Source organism: Cohnella herbarum (assembly GCF_012849095.1).
Classification (GTDB): domain Bacteria; phylum Bacillota; class Bacilli; order Paenibacillales; family Paenibacillaceae; genus Cohnella; species Cohnella herbarum.
In genome coordinates, this window is sequence record NZ_CP051680.1 from 5,790,181 (window position 1) to 5,807,346 (window position 17,166).

General features: G+C 51.4%; 15 protein-coding genes. 3 read left to right on the forward strand and 12 right to left on the reverse strand.

The annotated features are described in order from the left end of the window. Positions 1 to 53 precede the first annotated feature (53 nt). From HH215_RS24700 to HH215_RS24720, 5 genes are all read right to left on the reverse strand, one after another. Positions 54 to 1,232 carry a response regulator gene (locus HH215_RS24700; protein ID WP_169282311.1) on the reverse strand — a complete coding sequence of 393 codons (1,179 nt, stop codon included), beginning with the start codon at positions 1,230 to 1,232 and terminating at the stop codon, positions 54 to 56. Beyond that, the gene (locus HH215_RS24705; RefSeq protein WP_169282312.1) at positions 1,229 to 3,034 is read right to left on the reverse strand and encodes a sensor histidine kinase; all 1,806 of its coding nucleotides are present in this window, start codon (positions 3,032 to 3,034) and stop codon (positions 1,229 to 1,231) included. Before HH215_RS24705 ends, HH215_RS24700 begins: the two co-directional genes overlap by 4 nt. 21 nt (positions 3,035 to 3,055) lie before the next feature. Continuing rightward, on the reverse strand, positions 3,056 to 3,937 hold the full coding sequence (locus HH215_RS24710; protein ID WP_169282313.1) for a carbohydrate ABC transporter permease: 882 nt from the start codon (positions 3,935 to 3,937) through the stop codon (positions 3,056 to 3,058). A 16-nt stretch (positions 3,938 to 3,953) separates the two neighbouring features. Beyond that, entirely contained in the window at positions 3,954 to 4,847 is an 894-nt protein-coding gene (locus tag HH215_RS24715; protein ID WP_169282314.1) for a carbohydrate ABC transporter permease, read from the reverse strand. An 86-nt stretch (positions 4,848 to 4,933) separates the two neighbouring features. After that, a complete protein-coding gene (locus tag HH215_RS24720; RefSeq protein ID WP_169282315.1) occupies positions 4,934 to 6,274 on the reverse strand; it encodes an extracellular solute-binding protein in 1,341 nt (446 codons plus the stop codon). Between the two features lie 287 nt (positions 6,275 to 6,561). Here HH215_RS24720 and HH215_RS24725 point away from each other — a divergent pair, with 287 nt between their 5' ends. Continuing rightward, positions 6,562 to 7,617, forward strand: a complete 1,056-nt coding sequence (locus HH215_RS24725) for a DJ-1/PfpI family protein (protein ID WP_169282316.1) — start codon at positions 6,562 to 6,564, stop codon at positions 7,615 to 7,617. On the opposite strand, the gene HH215_RS37195 is transcribed toward HH215_RS24725, so the two are convergent. Both HH215_RS37195 and HH215_RS37200 read right to left on the reverse strand, forming a co-directional pair. Beyond that, positions 7,604 to 7,846 carry a TetR family transcriptional regulator C-terminal domain-containing protein gene (locus HH215_RS37195; RefSeq protein ID WP_445662475.1) on the reverse strand — a complete coding sequence of 81 codons (243 nt, stop codon included), beginning with the start codon at positions 7,844 to 7,846 and terminating at the stop codon, positions 7,604 to 7,606. The two genes, HH215_RS24725 and HH215_RS37195, sit on opposite strands and share 14 nt — an antisense overlap. 32 nt (positions 7,847 to 7,878) lie before the next feature. Continuing rightward, complete coding sequence (locus HH215_RS37200; RefSeq protein WP_445662476.1) at positions 7,879 to 8,196, reverse strand: TetR/AcrR family transcriptional regulator; 318 nt, start codon at positions 8,194 to 8,196, stop codon at positions 7,879 to 7,881. Positions 8,197 to 8,320: 124 nt separating this feature from the next. On the opposite strand from HH215_RS37200, the gene HH215_RS24735 reads away from it, so the two are divergent. Continuing rightward, positions 8,321 to 8,977: a DUF2306 domain-containing protein gene (locus HH215_RS24735; RefSeq protein WP_169282317.1), complete on the forward strand. Its 657-nt coding sequence runs from the start codon at positions 8,321 to 8,323 to the stop codon at positions 8,975 to 8,977. A gap of 60 nt (positions 8,978 to 9,037) precedes the next feature. Here the strand turns inward: HH215_RS24735 and HH215_RS24740 are convergent, their stop codons facing one another. After that, complete coding sequence (locus HH215_RS24740) at positions 9,038 to 9,946, reverse strand: Gfo/Idh/MocA family protein (RefSeq protein ID WP_169282318.1); 909 nt, start codon at positions 9,944 to 9,946, stop codon at positions 9,038 to 9,040. Positions 9,947 to 10,050: 104 nt separating this feature from the next. Continuing rightward, the gene (locus HH215_RS24745; protein ID WP_169282319.1) at positions 10,051 to 13,602 is read right to left on the reverse strand and encodes an Npt1/Npt2 family nucleotide transporter; all 3,552 of its coding nucleotides are present in this window, start codon (positions 13,600 to 13,602) and stop codon (positions 10,051 to 10,053) included. 174 nt (positions 13,603 to 13,776) lie between these two features. Here HH215_RS24745 and HH215_RS24750 point away from each other — a divergent pair, with 174 nt between their 5' ends. After that, complete coding sequence (locus HH215_RS24750) at positions 13,777 to 14,664, forward strand: hypothetical protein (RefSeq protein ID WP_169282320.1); 888 nt, start codon at positions 13,777 to 13,779, stop codon at positions 14,662 to 14,664. A 372-nt stretch (positions 14,665 to 15,036) separates the two neighbouring features. On the opposite strand, the gene HH215_RS24755 is transcribed toward HH215_RS24750, so the two are convergent. The 3 genes from HH215_RS24755 to HH215_RS24765 form a co-directional block, all read right to left on the reverse strand. Next, the gene (locus tag HH215_RS24755; RefSeq protein ID WP_169282321.1) at positions 15,037 to 15,195 is read right to left on the reverse strand and encodes an SRPBCC family protein; all 159 of its coding nucleotides are present in this window, start codon (positions 15,193 to 15,195) and stop codon (positions 15,037 to 15,039) included. 90 nt (positions 15,196 to 15,285) lie between these two features. After that, positions 15,286 to 16,107 (reverse strand): ABC transporter permease, encoded by an 822-nt coding sequence (locus HH215_RS24760; protein WP_169282322.1) that lies wholly within the window; start codon positions 16,105 to 16,107, stop codon positions 15,286 to 15,288. Beyond that, positions 16,088 to 17,092, reverse strand: coding sequence for an ATP-binding cassette domain-containing protein (locus HH215_RS24765; protein WP_169282323.1), 1,005 nt, complete (start codon positions 17,090 to 17,092; stop codon positions 16,088 to 16,090). Before HH215_RS24765 ends, HH215_RS24760 begins: the two co-directional genes overlap by 20 nt. Between the last annotated feature and the right edge of the window lie 74 nt (positions 17,093 to 17,166).

The window sequence follows — 17,166 nt, forward strand, 5'->3', positions numbered from 1 at the left end:
GGTTCCGTGACTCGGAATAGAGCGATGCCGTAACGTTATTCCTGAACAATGCCTCATGAGTCGGACTTTCCGCCAGTATTATGACGGTATTCGGACGGGGTGACGCCGGTCTTCTTACGAAAAATTTGCGAGAAATGGCGTACGTCGGGATATCCGACGCGTTCGGAAATATCGCTGATCTTCAGCTCAGTCGTTCTTAGCAGCTCCATAGAACGTTCCAACCGAAGATGGGTAACGTAATCCTTGAATCCGGTGCCCGTCTTCTGCTTAAACAATTGGCTGAAGTAAACGGGATTCAAATAGACGATGGCGGCTACTTTCTCCAAGGAAAGCTCCGATTGGAAATGAGCCTTGATATATTGGAGCGCGACGGCGATCGATTGGTCGCCGCTGCTCGCATAGTGCTCGTACACTTGAGAGGCCGCGGCTTTATGCATGTGTTGCACTTTCGCGGGTACTTCGTTGAAATCGGAGATCCGGTCCGTATGAAGAATCTGGAACGGAATCTTAACGTATCTCTTGAGATGGGTTCGCAATTGCTCTATGAGCCGATGCAGACCGGTTTCATCCTCCAACGTGATGAGGCCGATTAAACTCTTCGCGTCGATACTGGCCACGAACCCTGTTCCTGCGCCTTCGATAAGTTCGGAAAGAACGTTCTCTACGATAAAATGCTCCAGCTTGACGGGGCGGTCGCTCTCCATTCTCACTAAGACGAGATGGAAGTGAGGGTGATGCTCGGCGAACGGAGAGGGATCGATGCCGCCTAGGTCCAGACCGGATGCCCAACGGGAGAATACGGCCTCTCTGAGGAAACGCAGATTGGATTTCAGGAGATGAGCATCCTTGGACCATTCGTTCTCCTTGGCGATTTCTTCTCCTAACGTTCCGATCATGTCGATCAGACTTTCTTTTCCGATCGGTTTAAGTAAATAATCCCTGGCTCCGAGACGAACCGCCTCTCGGGCGTAAGCGAACTCGGAATGCGCGGAAATTACGACCCATTTCACATGGGCATGATTTTTGCGGGAGATTTCCATGAGCTCGAGGCCGGTCATTCCGGGCATGAGCACGTCGGTGAGGACGAGATCGATCGCTTCGCTTCGGAGCAAATGGACGGCCTCCTCCGGACTGGTGGCAAGAAGCACCCGATGCTCGGGGAAACTTCTTCTGATCGTCCTTTCGATGCCGCTCCGAATGATGTCTTCGTCGTCGACGACAAGGATGTTCATGTCAGACCTTCTTTCTCGGTGGGAATCGGTATCGTCATGATGACTGTCGTTCCGAGATCTTGCCTGCTCTCAAGTCGAATGCCGTAGCCTTCCCCGAACATTAAGCGGAGACGGCGGTGGACGTTTAATAAACCGATTCCGCCTCTCTTGGAATGCGCGTCGGAAATCTCCTCTTGTCTAGTCTCGGTCGCATTCGAATCATTGAGAGCCCGATCGAGCGAATCGAGAGTGTCCTTATCCATTCCGACGCCGTTATCTTCCACGATTATCGTTAGGTTCCCGTCCTGCTCTTCCGAACGAATGCGCAGAAGTCCCGGACGATTAACGGGTTCCAGCCCGTATTTGACGGCGTTCTCGATGATGGGTTGTAAAATCATCTTCGGAACCTCGATATCCAACCAACGATCCTCTACCTCGATTCGGGTTTGAACCCGTCCCCCGAGCCGTACCTCTATAATAGATAAATAATGGCGCAATTGGTCGAGTTCTCGGCGAATGGGGACGCGCGAAGCCTCTTTCCATTCGCTGCTGTACCGGAATAAGCGGGATAAAGCCAAGATCATTTTGCCGAGCCGGTCATTCTCCCTCTCGTCCAACATCCAGTAGATCATGTCCAGCGTATTGAACAGAAAGTGAGGATTCACTTGGGATTGCAGAGCTTGAAGCTGGGCGTTCTTCTCGCTTAGGGAAGCAAGCTTGATCCGTTCGATCAATTCATCCATCTGGCCGACCATATGATTGAAAGAGCCAACGAGAACGTTGAGCTCCTGGTAGGACTGCACCCGAACTTGGCTCTTGAAGTTACCGAGCTCGACCTGCTTCATCTGTTTAATGAGCCGCTTGAACGGTAACGAGAAGGAGCGGGCGATAAGGGTCGCTAACGCGATGGCCGCCGCTACGAGAACGATCGAGACGGATAAGAGAAATTGCTGCGTCTCTTTCAGTTCCAGCTTGAAATCCCTATTCGGAGTAATCCCGATGACCGTCCAATCCGCCACGCTGATCCTCGCTGCGCTGATCAACGTATCCTCTCGTTCCCGAAGAAGCACCTCATCGTTCTTCAATCGGCCGGGCCAACCTGCGGGTATCTCCGTGACTTCCTCTTCGGAAGGCCCCGTTCGAATGATTTCATCGCCTTCGGGCCCCTGAATAATGACGCTGCTTCCCGGTCCGAGACTGGCGTTCGTCAACGCTGAGCCGATCGCATCCGCATCGGTTTCAATGAGAACGATACCGATCGGTTTCAATGCGGACAGCTCGAACAGCTGACGCCCGAACGCGAATACGGGGCGATTAGCGCCGCTGCCCATTAGCGACTCGGGGAATACGCCGAGCCATATCATTTCGCCGGTCGATTGTTTCAGCGCCGTGAACCATTCTTTCTCCGAATACCCGCGAACGGCGGCGCCCGCGGAACGGTCGAAGCTGAATACCTGGTCTTGGTACGTCACGATATGGATACCGACGATATCGGTCCTGGAGTAAAAGATAGCGCCGAGAATGTCGGTGATTCGCCGATCGATATTCACGCGTTCTACCGGATTCGAAGACGGACTCTGCAACAGCTTCATGAGTTCGTTGTTGCTATTCAGCGACTTGGTTACGGTGTCGTACCCTTTGAGCATCAACTCGAACAAACCGACCGTTTGGGAAATGTTTTTCTCGGCGATTACGCCGATTTTATCCCGGATCTGATCGGTTGTTCTTTCGTAATAGACCAAGCTAACGATAAATAACAAGCCTAACATGCTGAATAAGAAAATGAGGAAAATCCGGCTGCGAATCGTGCGAAAACGAGTCATATCGGTTGCCGATCGAGCCGCTTAACCTTTTACGGCACCGGCTACCATTCCTTTCGTTATTTTCTCGCTGAGCAAGAAATAAATCAGGATGACCGGCAAAGCACCGAGCACCAGGAAAGCCCCGATCGCGCCGTAGTTGACGGAATATTGGCTGACGAAGCTGTTGACTCCGAACGGTAATGTTTTGAGCTTTTCGGAAGAAATAAAAGTAGCCGCCAGAATGTATTCGTTCCAGATGTTAATGAAAGCTAGAATACATACCGTTACGATCGGCGGAACCGAGATCGGAAGAATGAGCGAACGGAATATCCGGAATACGCCGGCCCCGTCTACGATTCCCGACTCTTCGATCTCTTGCGGAATAGCTTTCATGAAGCCGCTCAGGATGAAAACGGCGATCGGCGTCTGGAAAGCGATATAAGGCAGTATGAGCGACAGATGCGTGTTTAGAATATTGATGTTTTTGAAAATAATCATGAGCGGAAGCAAAGTTCCCTGCATCGGAATCATCATGCCGAGCAAGAAGGCGAGAAGTACGACTTGGCCGTATTTCCAACGGAATCGGGTAATGGCGAATGCCGTCAACGAAGCCAACAAAATGACGCATACCATCGTGATCGAGGTAACGAGCAAGCTATTGGTCAGATACCTCCAATAGTTGCCGCTCTCGATGGCGGCCGTGTAGTTGCTCCATTGGAATACGGCGGGCAACGCGAAGAAATTGCCCGACAGGATTTCTTCGTTCGTCTTCAGCGAGTAGATGAACAGCCAGACGAGCGGATATAGCTGAGTGACGAGCAGGATGCCGAATATGACGAACACGATGGCTTTCGTTATAGAGAAGCGGCGGCGCCGGGTAGGGGCGACGGCCGGTTTCATCTTCATGCTTGCGGATTGGCTCATGGGGAGCGCCTCCTCCTTAGTTGAATCGTTTGTCTAACCGGTTGAACAAGAAATTGATAATGACTGTAGCCGCGAGGCAGACTACGACCAGGAATGAAGCGATGGCGCTTCCGTATCCGTATTTCATCGATAGGAAGGACATGTTGTACATGTGGCTAGAGATAACGTCCGTAGCATGCGCCGGTCCGCCGCCGGTCATGACCATAATCAGATCGAACGATTGAAGCGAGCCGATGAAGGAGAGCACGACGGATATTTTGAAAATCGGAACGATCAATGGCAACGTAATATATCGATCGGCCTTAAAGCCTTCGGCGCCGTCGATCTTGGCGGCTTCGTAGATGTCGGCCGGAATGTTCTGAATGCCGGTGAATTGAATGAGGATATGATACCCTAAGTATTGCCATAAGCCGACTACGATAATGGCGTAGATAGCCACCTTCGGTTCGGTCAGCCAAGAATGCGTCCACGATTCCAAACCGAGCTTGATCAGGATCTGGTTGATCATCCCGCCCATGGAAGCCGGATTATAAATCGTCTTCCATAACTGGCCGATAACGGCAACGGAAAGGATGACGGGGAGAAAATAACTCGATACGAGAAAACTCGTTCTGCGAACGTAGCGGCTAATCAGAATAGCCACGAACAAAGCGAGCGGCAATTGGATAAGCATCGAGAATCCCGCAAGCAGGAAAGTCCGTCCGACCGCGGGCCAGAATACGGAGTCGTTCGTGAACATTTTCTCGAAGTTCGCTAACCCCACGAACTTGGAAGCGCCAATTCCGTTCCAATCCAACATACCGCTGTATACGGAGACGATTATCGGTACAAACACGAGACATACATATAGAAGCAAACACGGCAACACGAACGCCGCGATCGTCCAACTGGATACTTTTAATACTTTCAAGGCCTGCGCCTCCTTCGAACTTCTCTTTGCGATAACGAAAGGGGCCGCTGGGCGCCCCCTTCGTACCGAAATATCCACGATCGTTATTATTTGTTGTCTTCGTACCCTTGTTGGTGTTCTTTGGCTACGCTAGCCGCGTCTTTCTTAGCGACGAACAGGTTTTGGATGCTGGAAAGATGAACTTGAGCCGTTCCCGGGTTCATCGTATTGTCGAATGCCAGGTCGCCGCCTTTAACATCTTTGAAAATGCTGAGCACATCCATCGCCATGTCGGAATATCCGGCTGCTTTGAAGTCGCCTTCTACTTTCTGAGCGATACCTACGGCGCCTTTGGCCGTGAACGTTTCTTTCGGGTAGTTCAGCATGAAGTAGTTCAAGAAATCAAGCGTTTCCGCCAGATGTTTGCTGTTCTTGGAAACGGCGAATCCGCTTCCCGGCGCCAGCATGAACTCGTCCGGGTTGCCTTTGCCGTTGATGGTCGGGAATTTGAAGACGCCTACGTCGCCGCTTGTACCGACCGTGGAAGTCTCGATTCCTCCGGTTGCCCAGCTGCCCATGTAGTACATGGCCGCTTTACCGGTCTTGAATAAGTTCTCGCCGGCATTATAGTCGAAGGAAGTCGCGCCTTCTTGGAAGGCACCTGCTTGTACGAGCGACTGGAATGCGTCTACGGCTTCGACGAACGCCGGATCTTCGAACGTTTTCTTGCCGTCTACGACGTCTTGCAGGAAGCCCGGGCCGCCGTTCGTGCGAAGAAGCATATTCATGAACAGGAACGAACCGGTCCAAGTATCTTTTTCTCCGATCGCCATCGGTTGAATTTTTTTGGCTTTCAGTTGTTTAACGACTTCGACCATTTCTTCGAACGTTGTCGGCACTTTCGCGCCGGCTTCTTCGAACATCTTTTTGTTGTAATAAACCAGGCCGACGTTGTTGCCGTCAGGCAAGGCGTATAGGTTGCCGTTGAACGAATAGTAATCGAGGATGCCTTCTTGGAACGTATCTTTAAGTCCGTTCTTCTCGACCATTTCGTTCAGCGGGGCGAACAGGTCGGCATCTACGAACGGCTTCATTTGAGCAGCCGGGTTAACGATCGTAATATCCGGAATTTCCTTCGAAGCGGCTTGCGTTTTCAACTTCAGCTTCTGCTGGTCCGTATTGAGCGAATCGAGCTCGATCTTCACGTTCGGGTGATCGGCTTCGTATTGCGCGACGATTTTTTTCATCATTTGGTGTTTCGGATCGGTTGCGTCGGGATAGATGTTCTGGAAAGTAATCGTAACTTTCTCTTTTCCGCCTGCATTGCCGTTCGTGCCGGAAGCTTCGGGGCTCGAAGTATTGTTTCCGTTGTTTCCGCACGCGGCCAAGCTAACGGCAAGCGCGCCGGTCAAGATCGTACCAATCACTCTTTTGCTAGTCTTATTCATCTGTAGGTCCCCTTTGAGGTTGGAATGTTCTCATTATGCGATGAATGGGGAATGCGGACAATGAAGTTACTTAGGAGAAGATGTTTGTATTTTCAAGGTTCGTCTTTGAATGCGCGAATGACGTACTCTTGTGATTTCCCACTGGACGGGTATTATACGCGGCGCATGAAAAAAAGGGAGCCATCCACAGAAACGTCAAATTATAAGGTTTACAGGAGTACCTTTCCTGGAATAACATAAAAGAGACCGAACCGTACGGTCTCAAAATAGCAGAAGGAAGGGATCCCATGCTCGCGCAAATCGTGTTGTTCGACGGATTTGATCTGATGGATGCTTTAGCTCCGTATGAGGTATTCGTGGCTGCAGAAATGTACTCGGGAGGAGCGATCCGGGTTGAACTCGTAACGGCGGAAGGCGGACGGCAAGTCTCCAGCGGAACGAACAAGCTTCCGATCCCCGCAAGCGGAGGGATCGATTTGGAGAGGGCCGGAATCATCCTTGTGCCGGGAGCTTCAGGGGACGTCGCCGGAGATGGACCGAACTCCGTGGTATCCATACTGCAACGGGCGTCCGAGACTCGGCTGACGGGGCTCGTTAGCGAGGCGCTAGAGAAACCCGGCTTTACCGTAGCGACGGTATGCGGGGGATCGCTGATGCTGGCCATGACCGGATTACTGGAGGGTCGCCATGCGGTTACGAATCATCTCGGCATGGATGCGCTTGGGGCGATGGGAGCCATTCCCGTTGCGGCAAGAGTCGTCGATGACGGTAATCTCGTGACTGGCGGGGGAGTGACTTCGGGTCTTGACGTTGCCTTGTATTTGGTTGAACGGGAACTGGGCCCGAGAATCGCGCATGCGGTTGAGAAGCTGTTCGAGTATGAAAGGCGGGGAACAGTTTGGCAACCAGGCGGGATTCCCCCGTTGAGGGAAGCGGCAAATTCCGATTCGGCCGCGGCACAGTCTCTTAACGAAGCGCCCATGGGACTTGCGGATAACCTATCGTCGAATGCTTCTCTCTTCGAAGGCGTGTGGAGTATCGTGATCTTAACGCCGATCGGCAAACAGAACGTGACGTTGCATATTTCCGAGGAAAACGGCCGTATATGGGGGAAAGCCGTTCAAGGGGACGAAGTCGCGGAACTCGTCGATCCTGTCGTTAAGGGCAACCGGCTCTTATGGTCTCAGCGCGTGAAAAAGCCGATGCGCTTGAATCTGAAGTTCGAAATGTCCCTGCAGGGCAACGAATTGATCGGGATTGCCAGAGCAGGCATGCTTCCTGCTTCGAAGGTGACGGGCGAGCGCACATCAAGCCTAGGAGCAAGCGAGCCTAAACGCTCTTGAACGTGGCTAGCCAACGCTCGATCTGATTCGTTGCGAAGCCGACGTGCTTGTTATCCCGTGTCAGTCTGCTTGCCATGATTCCGCCCTCGATCGACGAGAATATGAAGGAAGCCGTCGATTCGAGATCCATGTCGGGGCGGAATTCCCCGGTATCTACACCCCGCGCAAGCAGGCTCTTGATAAACGACAGCATCTGCTCGTATGCCTCAAGAGCTTGGTTACGCAACAAGGGGAAGGAATGGTCGCTCTCGACGGCGGTATTCAGGAAAGGGCACCCCCTTGGATGGGAGGGTTATGCACGGTATCGCTGTATACGCCGCACATTGCGAGGATCTTGCCGGTCGCCGTTGGGGGTCCTTCGATCGCGGCGGAGAAATGAGCCCATAACACTTCGCCCGCGTATTTGAACGCTTCGATCGCTATGTCGTCCTTGCTGGAGAAGCTCCGGTAGAGCCCGCCCTTGGTCAATCCGGTGGCGTCCATAATATCTTGCATCGTAGTGGCCGCGTATCCCTTCCGATTGAACAGTTCGGCCGATTTCATGATGATATGAATTTTTGTTTTTTCTCCCTTGCGCATGGTCCAATTCCTTTCGCGGATTCGTTGAAACCGTCGTTATCCCGCTTTTCGTTTCATAAATCATAGCACAACTTGCTTGGCAATTGTCAGGTAGAGGCCGGATATCCGGAGAGAGGGAAAGCATATGCCAAAAACGAAATCTTTATATTTAATTATGTTTGCGGTTATCATTGCCTTTATTTTGTACGTCGTATATGCCAATTTCGTTAGCGATCCTCAGGCTAAGGGATTTTTAAGCCATAAATCCGGCTTGGATCGGACCGTTAACGTCCCGGTATGGTTAAACGTGATGAATATCCATGTTGCGTTTGCCTGCTTGGCCATGATTTCGGGGGCGATTAATTTCGCGGAACGCATCTCGGCGAAACACCGGAAGTTCCACAGAATCAACGGTTACGCTTATGTGCTCTTCGTCTTGGTAGTCGTCGTTACGTCAGGATATATGGCCCCGTACGCGACCGGGGGGAAGCCGAGCAGCATGGCGTTTAATCTATTGAATATCATGTGGCCATCCGTGACGATCGCGGCGATTGTCCAGATTAAGAAGAAACGAGTCAATAAGCATCGGAAATGGATGATTCGAAGCTATGCCTTCTGCTTCACGAATATGTTCATTCATGCGATTACCTTTGTTGTCCACGAAGGATTGAACATGGAGTATCCTGCCAGTTATACGATCGGAGTCTATGGGTCGATCGTACTTCTGCTTCTTCTTGCCGAGATCGTCATACGGGCGACTAATGCGAAAGACAAAAGACCCCCCGCCTTTTGGACGAACTAAAGGCGGGGGTTTGAGCCCCGTAGTTTATTTCAGGGTAAGTTAGAGCTTTCGTTCCGAATCTTACAGGGTCACGGGCTTTCCCGTAGCCCTGCTCTCATTGCTTGCTTCCATGAAACGAACGATTTCCAGCATTTCTTCGGGTTCGATCGGGGAAATTCCCGTACGGAACATCCCTAGGATATGCTCCAACAATCCGGAATAATAAGGCTTAGGGTGCCCGGAGACGTCAATGAACTGAGTACCTTGCCTTCTATGCAGCAAAGCTCCGAACTGACCGTTGCCCATTCGATTGCCGCGGAGAGTTCCCATCCTTCCGTCGAACCACTCCCCGACGATGCAATCCCCGTCCTCGTTCGATACGGCCGTGACCTTTCTGCACCCTCTGCCTAGACCGGCGTACAACATTTCGACCACGTGAATGCCATACCAGAACAAGCCCGGCTGCGTGGGCTGGATAACCATCGGGCCGTAACCGTCCATGCCGATAATGGCTCCGTTGCTCTCGTCGGCTTTTGCTTCTAACAAGGCTTGCGAGTATCGTAACGAGGAACAACTCATCACCGGCACATGATGGCGGGCGGCTAGTTCAATAATGGCTTTGGCCTCTTCGGAGCTAATGGCTAGCGGCTTATCGATGAAGACGGGTTTGCCGAAGCCTGCGATTCGTTGGAACTGTTCATAGTGCACGCGGCCGTCCACGGATTCCAACAAGATCGCATCGCATGCCTCGGCGACGGCTTCCGGGGAAGCGAGCAACGGAATGGAATACGAATCCTGTAATTGCTTCGTAAAGCCCTCCGCGCGGGAATAGCTCATTTCGAAATCCGTCGAAACGCTAGTGTAGGCCGCGGTGATTTTCCCGCCGGGAACGTGATAAGGTTGAGACTCGTCGTGCAAGATTTCCGCGAATGCGACTACGTGCGAAGTGTCCAAGCCGATCAAACCCAATCTCAGGTTTTGCTCCGACATTTGACGTCCTCTTTTCTCAGCGACGCTGGCTATTTCCTTCATGATAAAGTCCCGCCGATATGAAGACAAGTCTATATGTCGTCCATTAATCGGACGTTTCCCGGTTACGCCAGACGCTCCGTATCTTGAGTCCGTTCCGCTAAAACTCGCATTAACCCTTTCAGAATGTGCATCTTCTGGAAGCAGAAAGCGAATGCTTGCTCTCTCGTCAGTTCCAGCAGTACGGTCCGTCGGATAGCCGTGCAATCCGCAGAACGAGGTTGCCCGTCGATCAGGGCCATTTCGCCGAAAATTTGACCGATACCAAGCATTGCCAGTTTCTCGGGGCCTTTATGGACTTGGATCGCTCCATCGATTATTCCGTACAGGGTATCCCCGTCATCGCCGACCGAGCAAACCTTCTCCCCGGGTTCGTAGACGGATTCTTCGGTCATCTGGGCAAGCGCGACGAAGTCCTCCTGAGAGCAATGGGCGAATAGGCTGATCTTCTGCAGCACCAGTATTCGCCTGATCATCGTTTCGTTCTTTCCGCTGGCATCTAGCGAATCCAGAGCGGCGCCGTCCGCGGCGGCGATCTCCCGATCGGCCTCCGCGGCCGTTGAAGCGATCTTCTCGTTCGTAGAGCGCAATCGGAGCGATAATAGCTTCATCATAGCCATTGCGATTTCCGTGCGGTCGAAGATAATCTCGTAAAAGGCGTTAGACGTCAGCTCGTAGAGCGTGACATCCTCTTCCGCGATGACGGACGCTGATCTCGCTTTGTGCGTGATGACGCTCATTTCGCCGAAATAATCATAGGCGCCAAGCACCTTGACGCAGGTCGAGTCGATGTAGATGCCCGCGGTCCCCCGTTCGATCAGATACAGCGAGTCTCCGATATCGCCTTGGCGAACGATGGTCGTCCCCTTGATCTTCTCTACGGTTTGCAGCTGTTGCGCAATGTTGAATAAATCCCGTCCCGTTAATTCGGAGAACAGCGACACTTTCTTCAAAAGCTGGACTTGGTTCATTAGTTTATCGGTAACGCGTTGTTCCTCGGATGCCCGCAAATACTCGATATTTCGATTGATCCAGGAATCGCCGAGTTCATAAAACCAGTCGAGGGCTTGATTCGCTAGCGCCGGCGAAGAGGATTCGTTCCTTCCGGCGATAGGAGACGAGATAATTCTAGTGATATCGGCCCTTAATTTCCCGGCGAGAAGCTGGTCGACGACTTCAATCGCATTGGCTTGTTGCCTCGCGTTACCGTTGGTCCAACTGGTATAGACGGCGTTAATGGCTTTAGCGTCGTACAAGAAAGCCAACAATCGGAAGATCCTTCCGATGTGGCGCATCCTCATTTGTTCTAATGCTTCGCTTAGTTCGGCCGTCACGGTCGTGCGGGCGAGAGTTTGGCTGTGTCCCGTCCAATCCCAGTAGGTAGTGATTTCAAAGGAAATCAATTGTTCCGCTTGTTGCATGTCTACTTTAGCAAGGCCGGCATGGAGCCGGGTGGCCGATTCGAGGATCTTCTCCCGAAGCTCGGCGGACATGACCCTATAATGCCGCAACAACGAATCCAACGCGGCTTGCGTTCCTACTTTCTCCAGCACGCGCGGCAAATGCAGATTAGATTCCGCGGCTATTAAATAGGGCTCAAGAAGCGGAATGATAACCGCTTCGTCGTAGGCCTGCAGCGCGGCAACGGCTTGCTGACGGACTTTGCTATCTCTAAGAAGCGGTACGATAGAAGGGACCAGTTCCGGTACGCGCAGCAGGGCGGCGGATTCCAATGCCCGGATCCGAACGAAAGGGGACGAATCCCGCAGCATGGGAATCAATGGCTTATAGAAGCTTTGGATTCCGATTTGCCCGAATAGGCTTGCCATCGCTTTTCGTTCTTCTTCATGGTCGCTTTCCAGCAACTGTTTCAATACTCCGACCGCATGGAACATCCCCTCAATCCCGTAATACTTGACTAAGCCGACGATTGCAGCCGCGCGAATCGGGACTTCGGAATGTTCCAAATAGGCGATCATTCGATCCAGTTGCTCTTCCCGGGCATAAGCGGACAACGCCAAGATGGCATGGGCGCGAACTTCCGTATCGACAGGATCGGCAAGAAGGGGCTCAAGCTTGAGCTCTCCCCCGATAGGAACGGAAGACTGAACGAACTTCAGGGCTTCGATCCGCATTTCCCGAACCGGATGCTCCAATAAACGCTCCAACTGCGCAAACATATCGAATTCGCGAATTCCGCTTAGGATAGAGAAGGCGTACAGTGCTTCCTGCTTCTCCTTGCTATACATGGCGGAAGTCAGGATCTGAATGCTGGCAGGATCGACGAAGTCGGGCTCGTCTTGAAGGTCCATGCCTTTGGATTGCAAAGTGGACAACAGCATGGTTAAGTAGGTTTTCTTGATCTTGACCGCCGCGAAGATGCAGCCTGCGATCAATGCCAAAATAAAATAACTGAATTGCTCGACGGCAAACCACTGCGATAACGCGATCAGGCTGATCGCGGCGATTCCTTTGGCGCCATTCCGCACGATGCCATCAAGGAAACCCTTGGCTTTGCCTCTCCATTCCGGAGGGATCGGGAACATGATGAGCTGGCTAACGGAGGAATAGATCGTATCTCCCAACACCTTGTCGCTCGCTTTGACTGCCGTCGCGACGGCGAGGACGGGCATAATCAATAGCGCGAGGCTTCCCGTGAACAGCAGGACGGGGAAGACGAGAATAGCCGTCATGACGCCGAAACGAGTAATTAATTTACCGGACACGAATAATTGCACGATAAGCGCCAGTATCCCGGCGAAGCCGTAGAAGCTTCCCATGAATCCGGCCAATTCTTCGTTCTGCAAGGAGCCTCTCAGGATGACTTTGAATTGGTAGTCGATGAGGGTTAAGGAGATGACTAACGTTCCGGCCATAATGGCGACGTATTTGAGATGGGGGACGCTGCGAAACAAGCCTTGCCGCTCTTGGTTCTCTTTGACCTTCGTCTTGGAAGAGGTAGTCTTGGAAGCTGGTTTAATGGCGAATGTCTCGGAGGGGTTCTTAATGCCTCGCATAAGTTTGAGAACGAATACGAGACACAGCAGTTGGGCGACCGCATAAATGATAATTAAATTTTCCGTTCCGAGCGGTTGCACAAGCAACTTCAGTCCGAAGCCGCTTAGGATGCCTCCGACTAGACCGCCGCTTCCGACCCAGCCGATCGTGCGTTTGGCTTTGCGTTGATCCATGATGGAGGTTGCGAATTGCCAGAAACAGACGATCATCAGGAAGTTCAATACGTCGTAGCCGACGTAGATGACGGGGAATACCCAATCATAACCGATCCCGACGGCAACTCGCGACGTGATCGCCAATAGGGAAGCCATGGCGATTACCCCTACGACCAACTGGTCCGTGCGGTAGCGCCCGCATAATTTCTGATAGATAAATCCGGATACGAGAAGAGTTAGGGCTTGGGGTAAATACATATAAGATAAAGCGGAAGCGTCGAATCGGCTCAGAAATAAGGTGTCCGCGGCCGTGCGGCTGAGGGTCGAAGCGGAAACGACGAAAAATAAATAGCCGAATAGAAGAATGATCTTCGTATACTCGGCGCGATCGGACCGATATTGGTTCGCAATCAGGGCAAAAGGATTTCCGATGCTGCTCGACACGGTTCTTTCCTCCCGATTCTCTTAACTGCCGCAAGGCTCTTAATGAATCAGTATAAGGGATAGTGGGATATTATGAACCCATTTTCTAGAAATATTTTTGCGAAAAAGGGAACCATTCGACATGTATCCCTGTCTAATGGGTAAAGAGAAGAATGGACAGAGGTGGATGAGGATATGGGAAACAACATGAAGAGAAGGATTATTGCCCTCGCTATAGGGATTACGCTAGCGATGACTTTAGCGGCTTGCAGCAAGACGGAAAATTCGCAACCATCGCCATCGGCGTCTCCTTCGGAATCGGGGAAGGAAACAGGCGAAGTTGGGGAAGCGACGGAATCGACGGAATCAACGGTACAGCCACCCGGTCAATCGGAGGAACAAGCGTCAAGCGAACCCCGGTCTTTGGAGGTAATCGCGACCGAAGACGCGGAGAAATTCCTGGGTGTGCTGAAGAAGGAGGATACGGAGAAATTGTCCGGCCTTATGGTGCATGCGGAGAATGAATATGGGCCTGATACGATGAAAACCGTCATTGAAGGATTCCGATTGTATTTCGATAAACTAGCCGACTTGAAGCTTAACTTCGATTCGAATCAACAGACCGAGGAATATTACGTTGAGAACTTCGTGATTTCAGGGTTGAAGTCAGGGAAAGAACGCTCTATTCCTTTCCAAGTGAAGTACTCCAAGAAAGGCGGTTTCGCCGCCGTGCAAAGCGATAATAACCGTGAGCCTTTGTTCGATTCCCCGCTTATCGGTCTATATCCTTATATGGTGAGAGACGCGGGTAAGTACGTGGAGGCTTTGGCGCAGAAGGACGGGGATAGCGTAGCGATTCACCTGGGTATGGACGAATCTACGGACGAAGCCAAATCCGTTGTCAGGCAATTGCTTCAAGCTTACGAAGGGAAGCTAGACCTAGGGACGACCAAGGTCGTTCCGGTAGATTACGACGAGAACCGGAAGCAGTTCTTGTTCGATCTTCGCGATGGCAAGAAACAATCTCACGGCATTGCGGTGGATGCTTCAACCTATCATATTTTGGATGAGTGGGCTCAATAAATGGTGGAATAGAGCGCAGAAATCGAAAAGAAAAAATAACGTTATCTCGTACCGCTAATCGTCCCCAAAGTTACCCAGAGAGCCGCAATAACGTTATGCCATAACGTTAGCTCTCATCAGAAGAAGGAAAAGGACAGATTTCAAAGAAATAACGTTATACTATACCGCAAATTGACCCGAAGCCATCTGGAGATCCGAATTAACGTTATGTCATAGCGTTATCTCTCACCACGTAAGAGGAGAAACGCTCTGTTTTCGGGATGGAAATGTAAGAAACATATCCTTTAGAATCAAAGACCTGTTCCGCCTCTAACTTGGCGCGACAGGTCTTTTTTTTCGAAGTACTCGCACTTTCCAATCTTACTGCTAATTTCAGAAACCCAAGTCCAACGTTTTCCCCGTCTCGACTAACGTCTTAATGCTGCTTAGAATCATCCACCAAGCACCGTCGCTTGTCGCGATCATCGGATGGTTTTCCGTCCAATTGTCGTTGACCACCGTCAGCTTGACGCATTTTGCCCATCTCTTCAAGCGTGAAAGTGATTCTACTCTCCAATAATTCGTGGTCAGGATGGGACGGCCCGGGGTGGTCGGTCTGACTTTCCCCTCCGTCATCGCGCGTTATTTTTTATTCCTGTACAAGTACATAGTCAGCGGCGCAAAAACGACAACCAGGCCTAACGAGACGATCAGAACGACGGAGATCTGCCCGCTCGTCACCGTACCATGGGTCAATCCTCTTACGGCATCCACGACAAGAGTAATGGGATTAAGATCCACGACCTTTTGCAGCCAACCCGGCATAGTCGACGTATCCACCAGCACGCTGCTCAGAAAGGTAAGCGGGAACAGCAGCAGCATGCTAATGCCCATTAATGCTTTTTCCGTGCGTACTATGAGACCTAAGAAGGTCCAAATCCAAGATAAGCTGAAAGCAAAGACTAAGAGGAGCAATACGCCTACAACTAAGCCTCCGAATCCGTTATCAGGACTAAAGCCAAGAATATAACCGAGCGCGATCATGATGGCCGAGGCGAACGAGTAGCGTACGACATCTACGAGCAAAGCCCCGACTAATGCGGCCGGACGCCAGAAGGGCAACGTTCGAAATCGGTCGAAGATCCCTTTCTGGATATCTTTGTTCAGATCCATTCCCGTATACATGGTAATCATCGTAACCGACATGACAAGAATTCCCGGCAGAACGAAGTCCAGATATTCGCCCGTGGATCCTGCGATTGCCCCGCCGAACAAGTAAGTGAACATCAATAAGAAGATGACCGGAAAAACGGTAACGTCGAATAATTGTTCCGGAACGTATTTGATCTTCAATAAGGCACGCCAACCGAGCGTTAAGGAGGCGCTTAACGGACCGGGCTTACTAGGTCGCTGCGACAGTATCAATATTTTATAATCGGGTTGATTATCCTGCTTGACCGACATTGGCTTCCTCCTCATTCGTTTCGGATTGACCGGTTGTCTTGCCCGTCAGCGTCAAGAAGACTTCGTCTAAACTCGGCTGTCCCATCGAGAAGTCCGAGATTTGCACATTTTCCGCTACGAGTCTGCCGATGGCGGAGGCGGCTTCGCCATGGTTGGCAATATGGACGACTAGCTTAAGCAATCTCTCATCCCTCTCGACAAGCTCAGTCGTTGTTTCCTGTAGAATTCGCCATGCTTTGGCCAGACCTTCCAGGGATTGAATGTGAACCGTCAGTTTTCCTGCGCCTACCGATGCTTTCAATTCCTTGCTGGTTCCCTCGGCTATCATTCGACCGTGGTCGATGACTCCGATGCGATCCGCTAGCTGATCGGCTTCCTCTAGGTACTGCGTCGTTAGAAAAACGGTTGTTCCGTTATCGACAAGCGCCCGAATGATGTCCCATACCTGATTTCTGCTTCGGGGATCGAGTCCGGTCGTTGGTTCGTCTAGGAATAGCAAGTCCGGAGACGTCACGATACTGGCGGCAATATCGATGCGTCTTCGCATTCCTCCCGAATATTTTTTCACTTGGCGTTTGGCGGCATCCTCAAGTTCGAATGCCCTCAACAAGTCATTCGCGCGGGATAGCGCTCCTTTTCGAGAAAAGCCGACAAGGCGGGCAATGAGGATCAGATTTTCTATACCCGACAAATCCTCGTCCACGGATGCGAACTGGCCGGTTAAGCTTATGCGCTCCCTGACTTGATTCGCTTCTTTGGCCAAATCATAGCCCATGACCTTCGCCGAACCCTCATCGGGACGTAACAATGTCGTTAGCATTCGGATAGTCGTCGTTTTGCCGGCACCGTTCGGTCCAAGAAATCCATAAATCGAACCTCGCGGAACTTTCAGAGATATGCCATCGACGACGCGGAGATCTCCGAATTTCTTCACCAGACGGTCAGCTTCAATCGCAAACTCATTAGAAGCACCTAAGTTCCTCATTTTTACCCCTCTCTAAGCCTGAATTTAATCCCATTTATTCACATTTTTTCAGACAGCTTAACTTTAGCAGATTC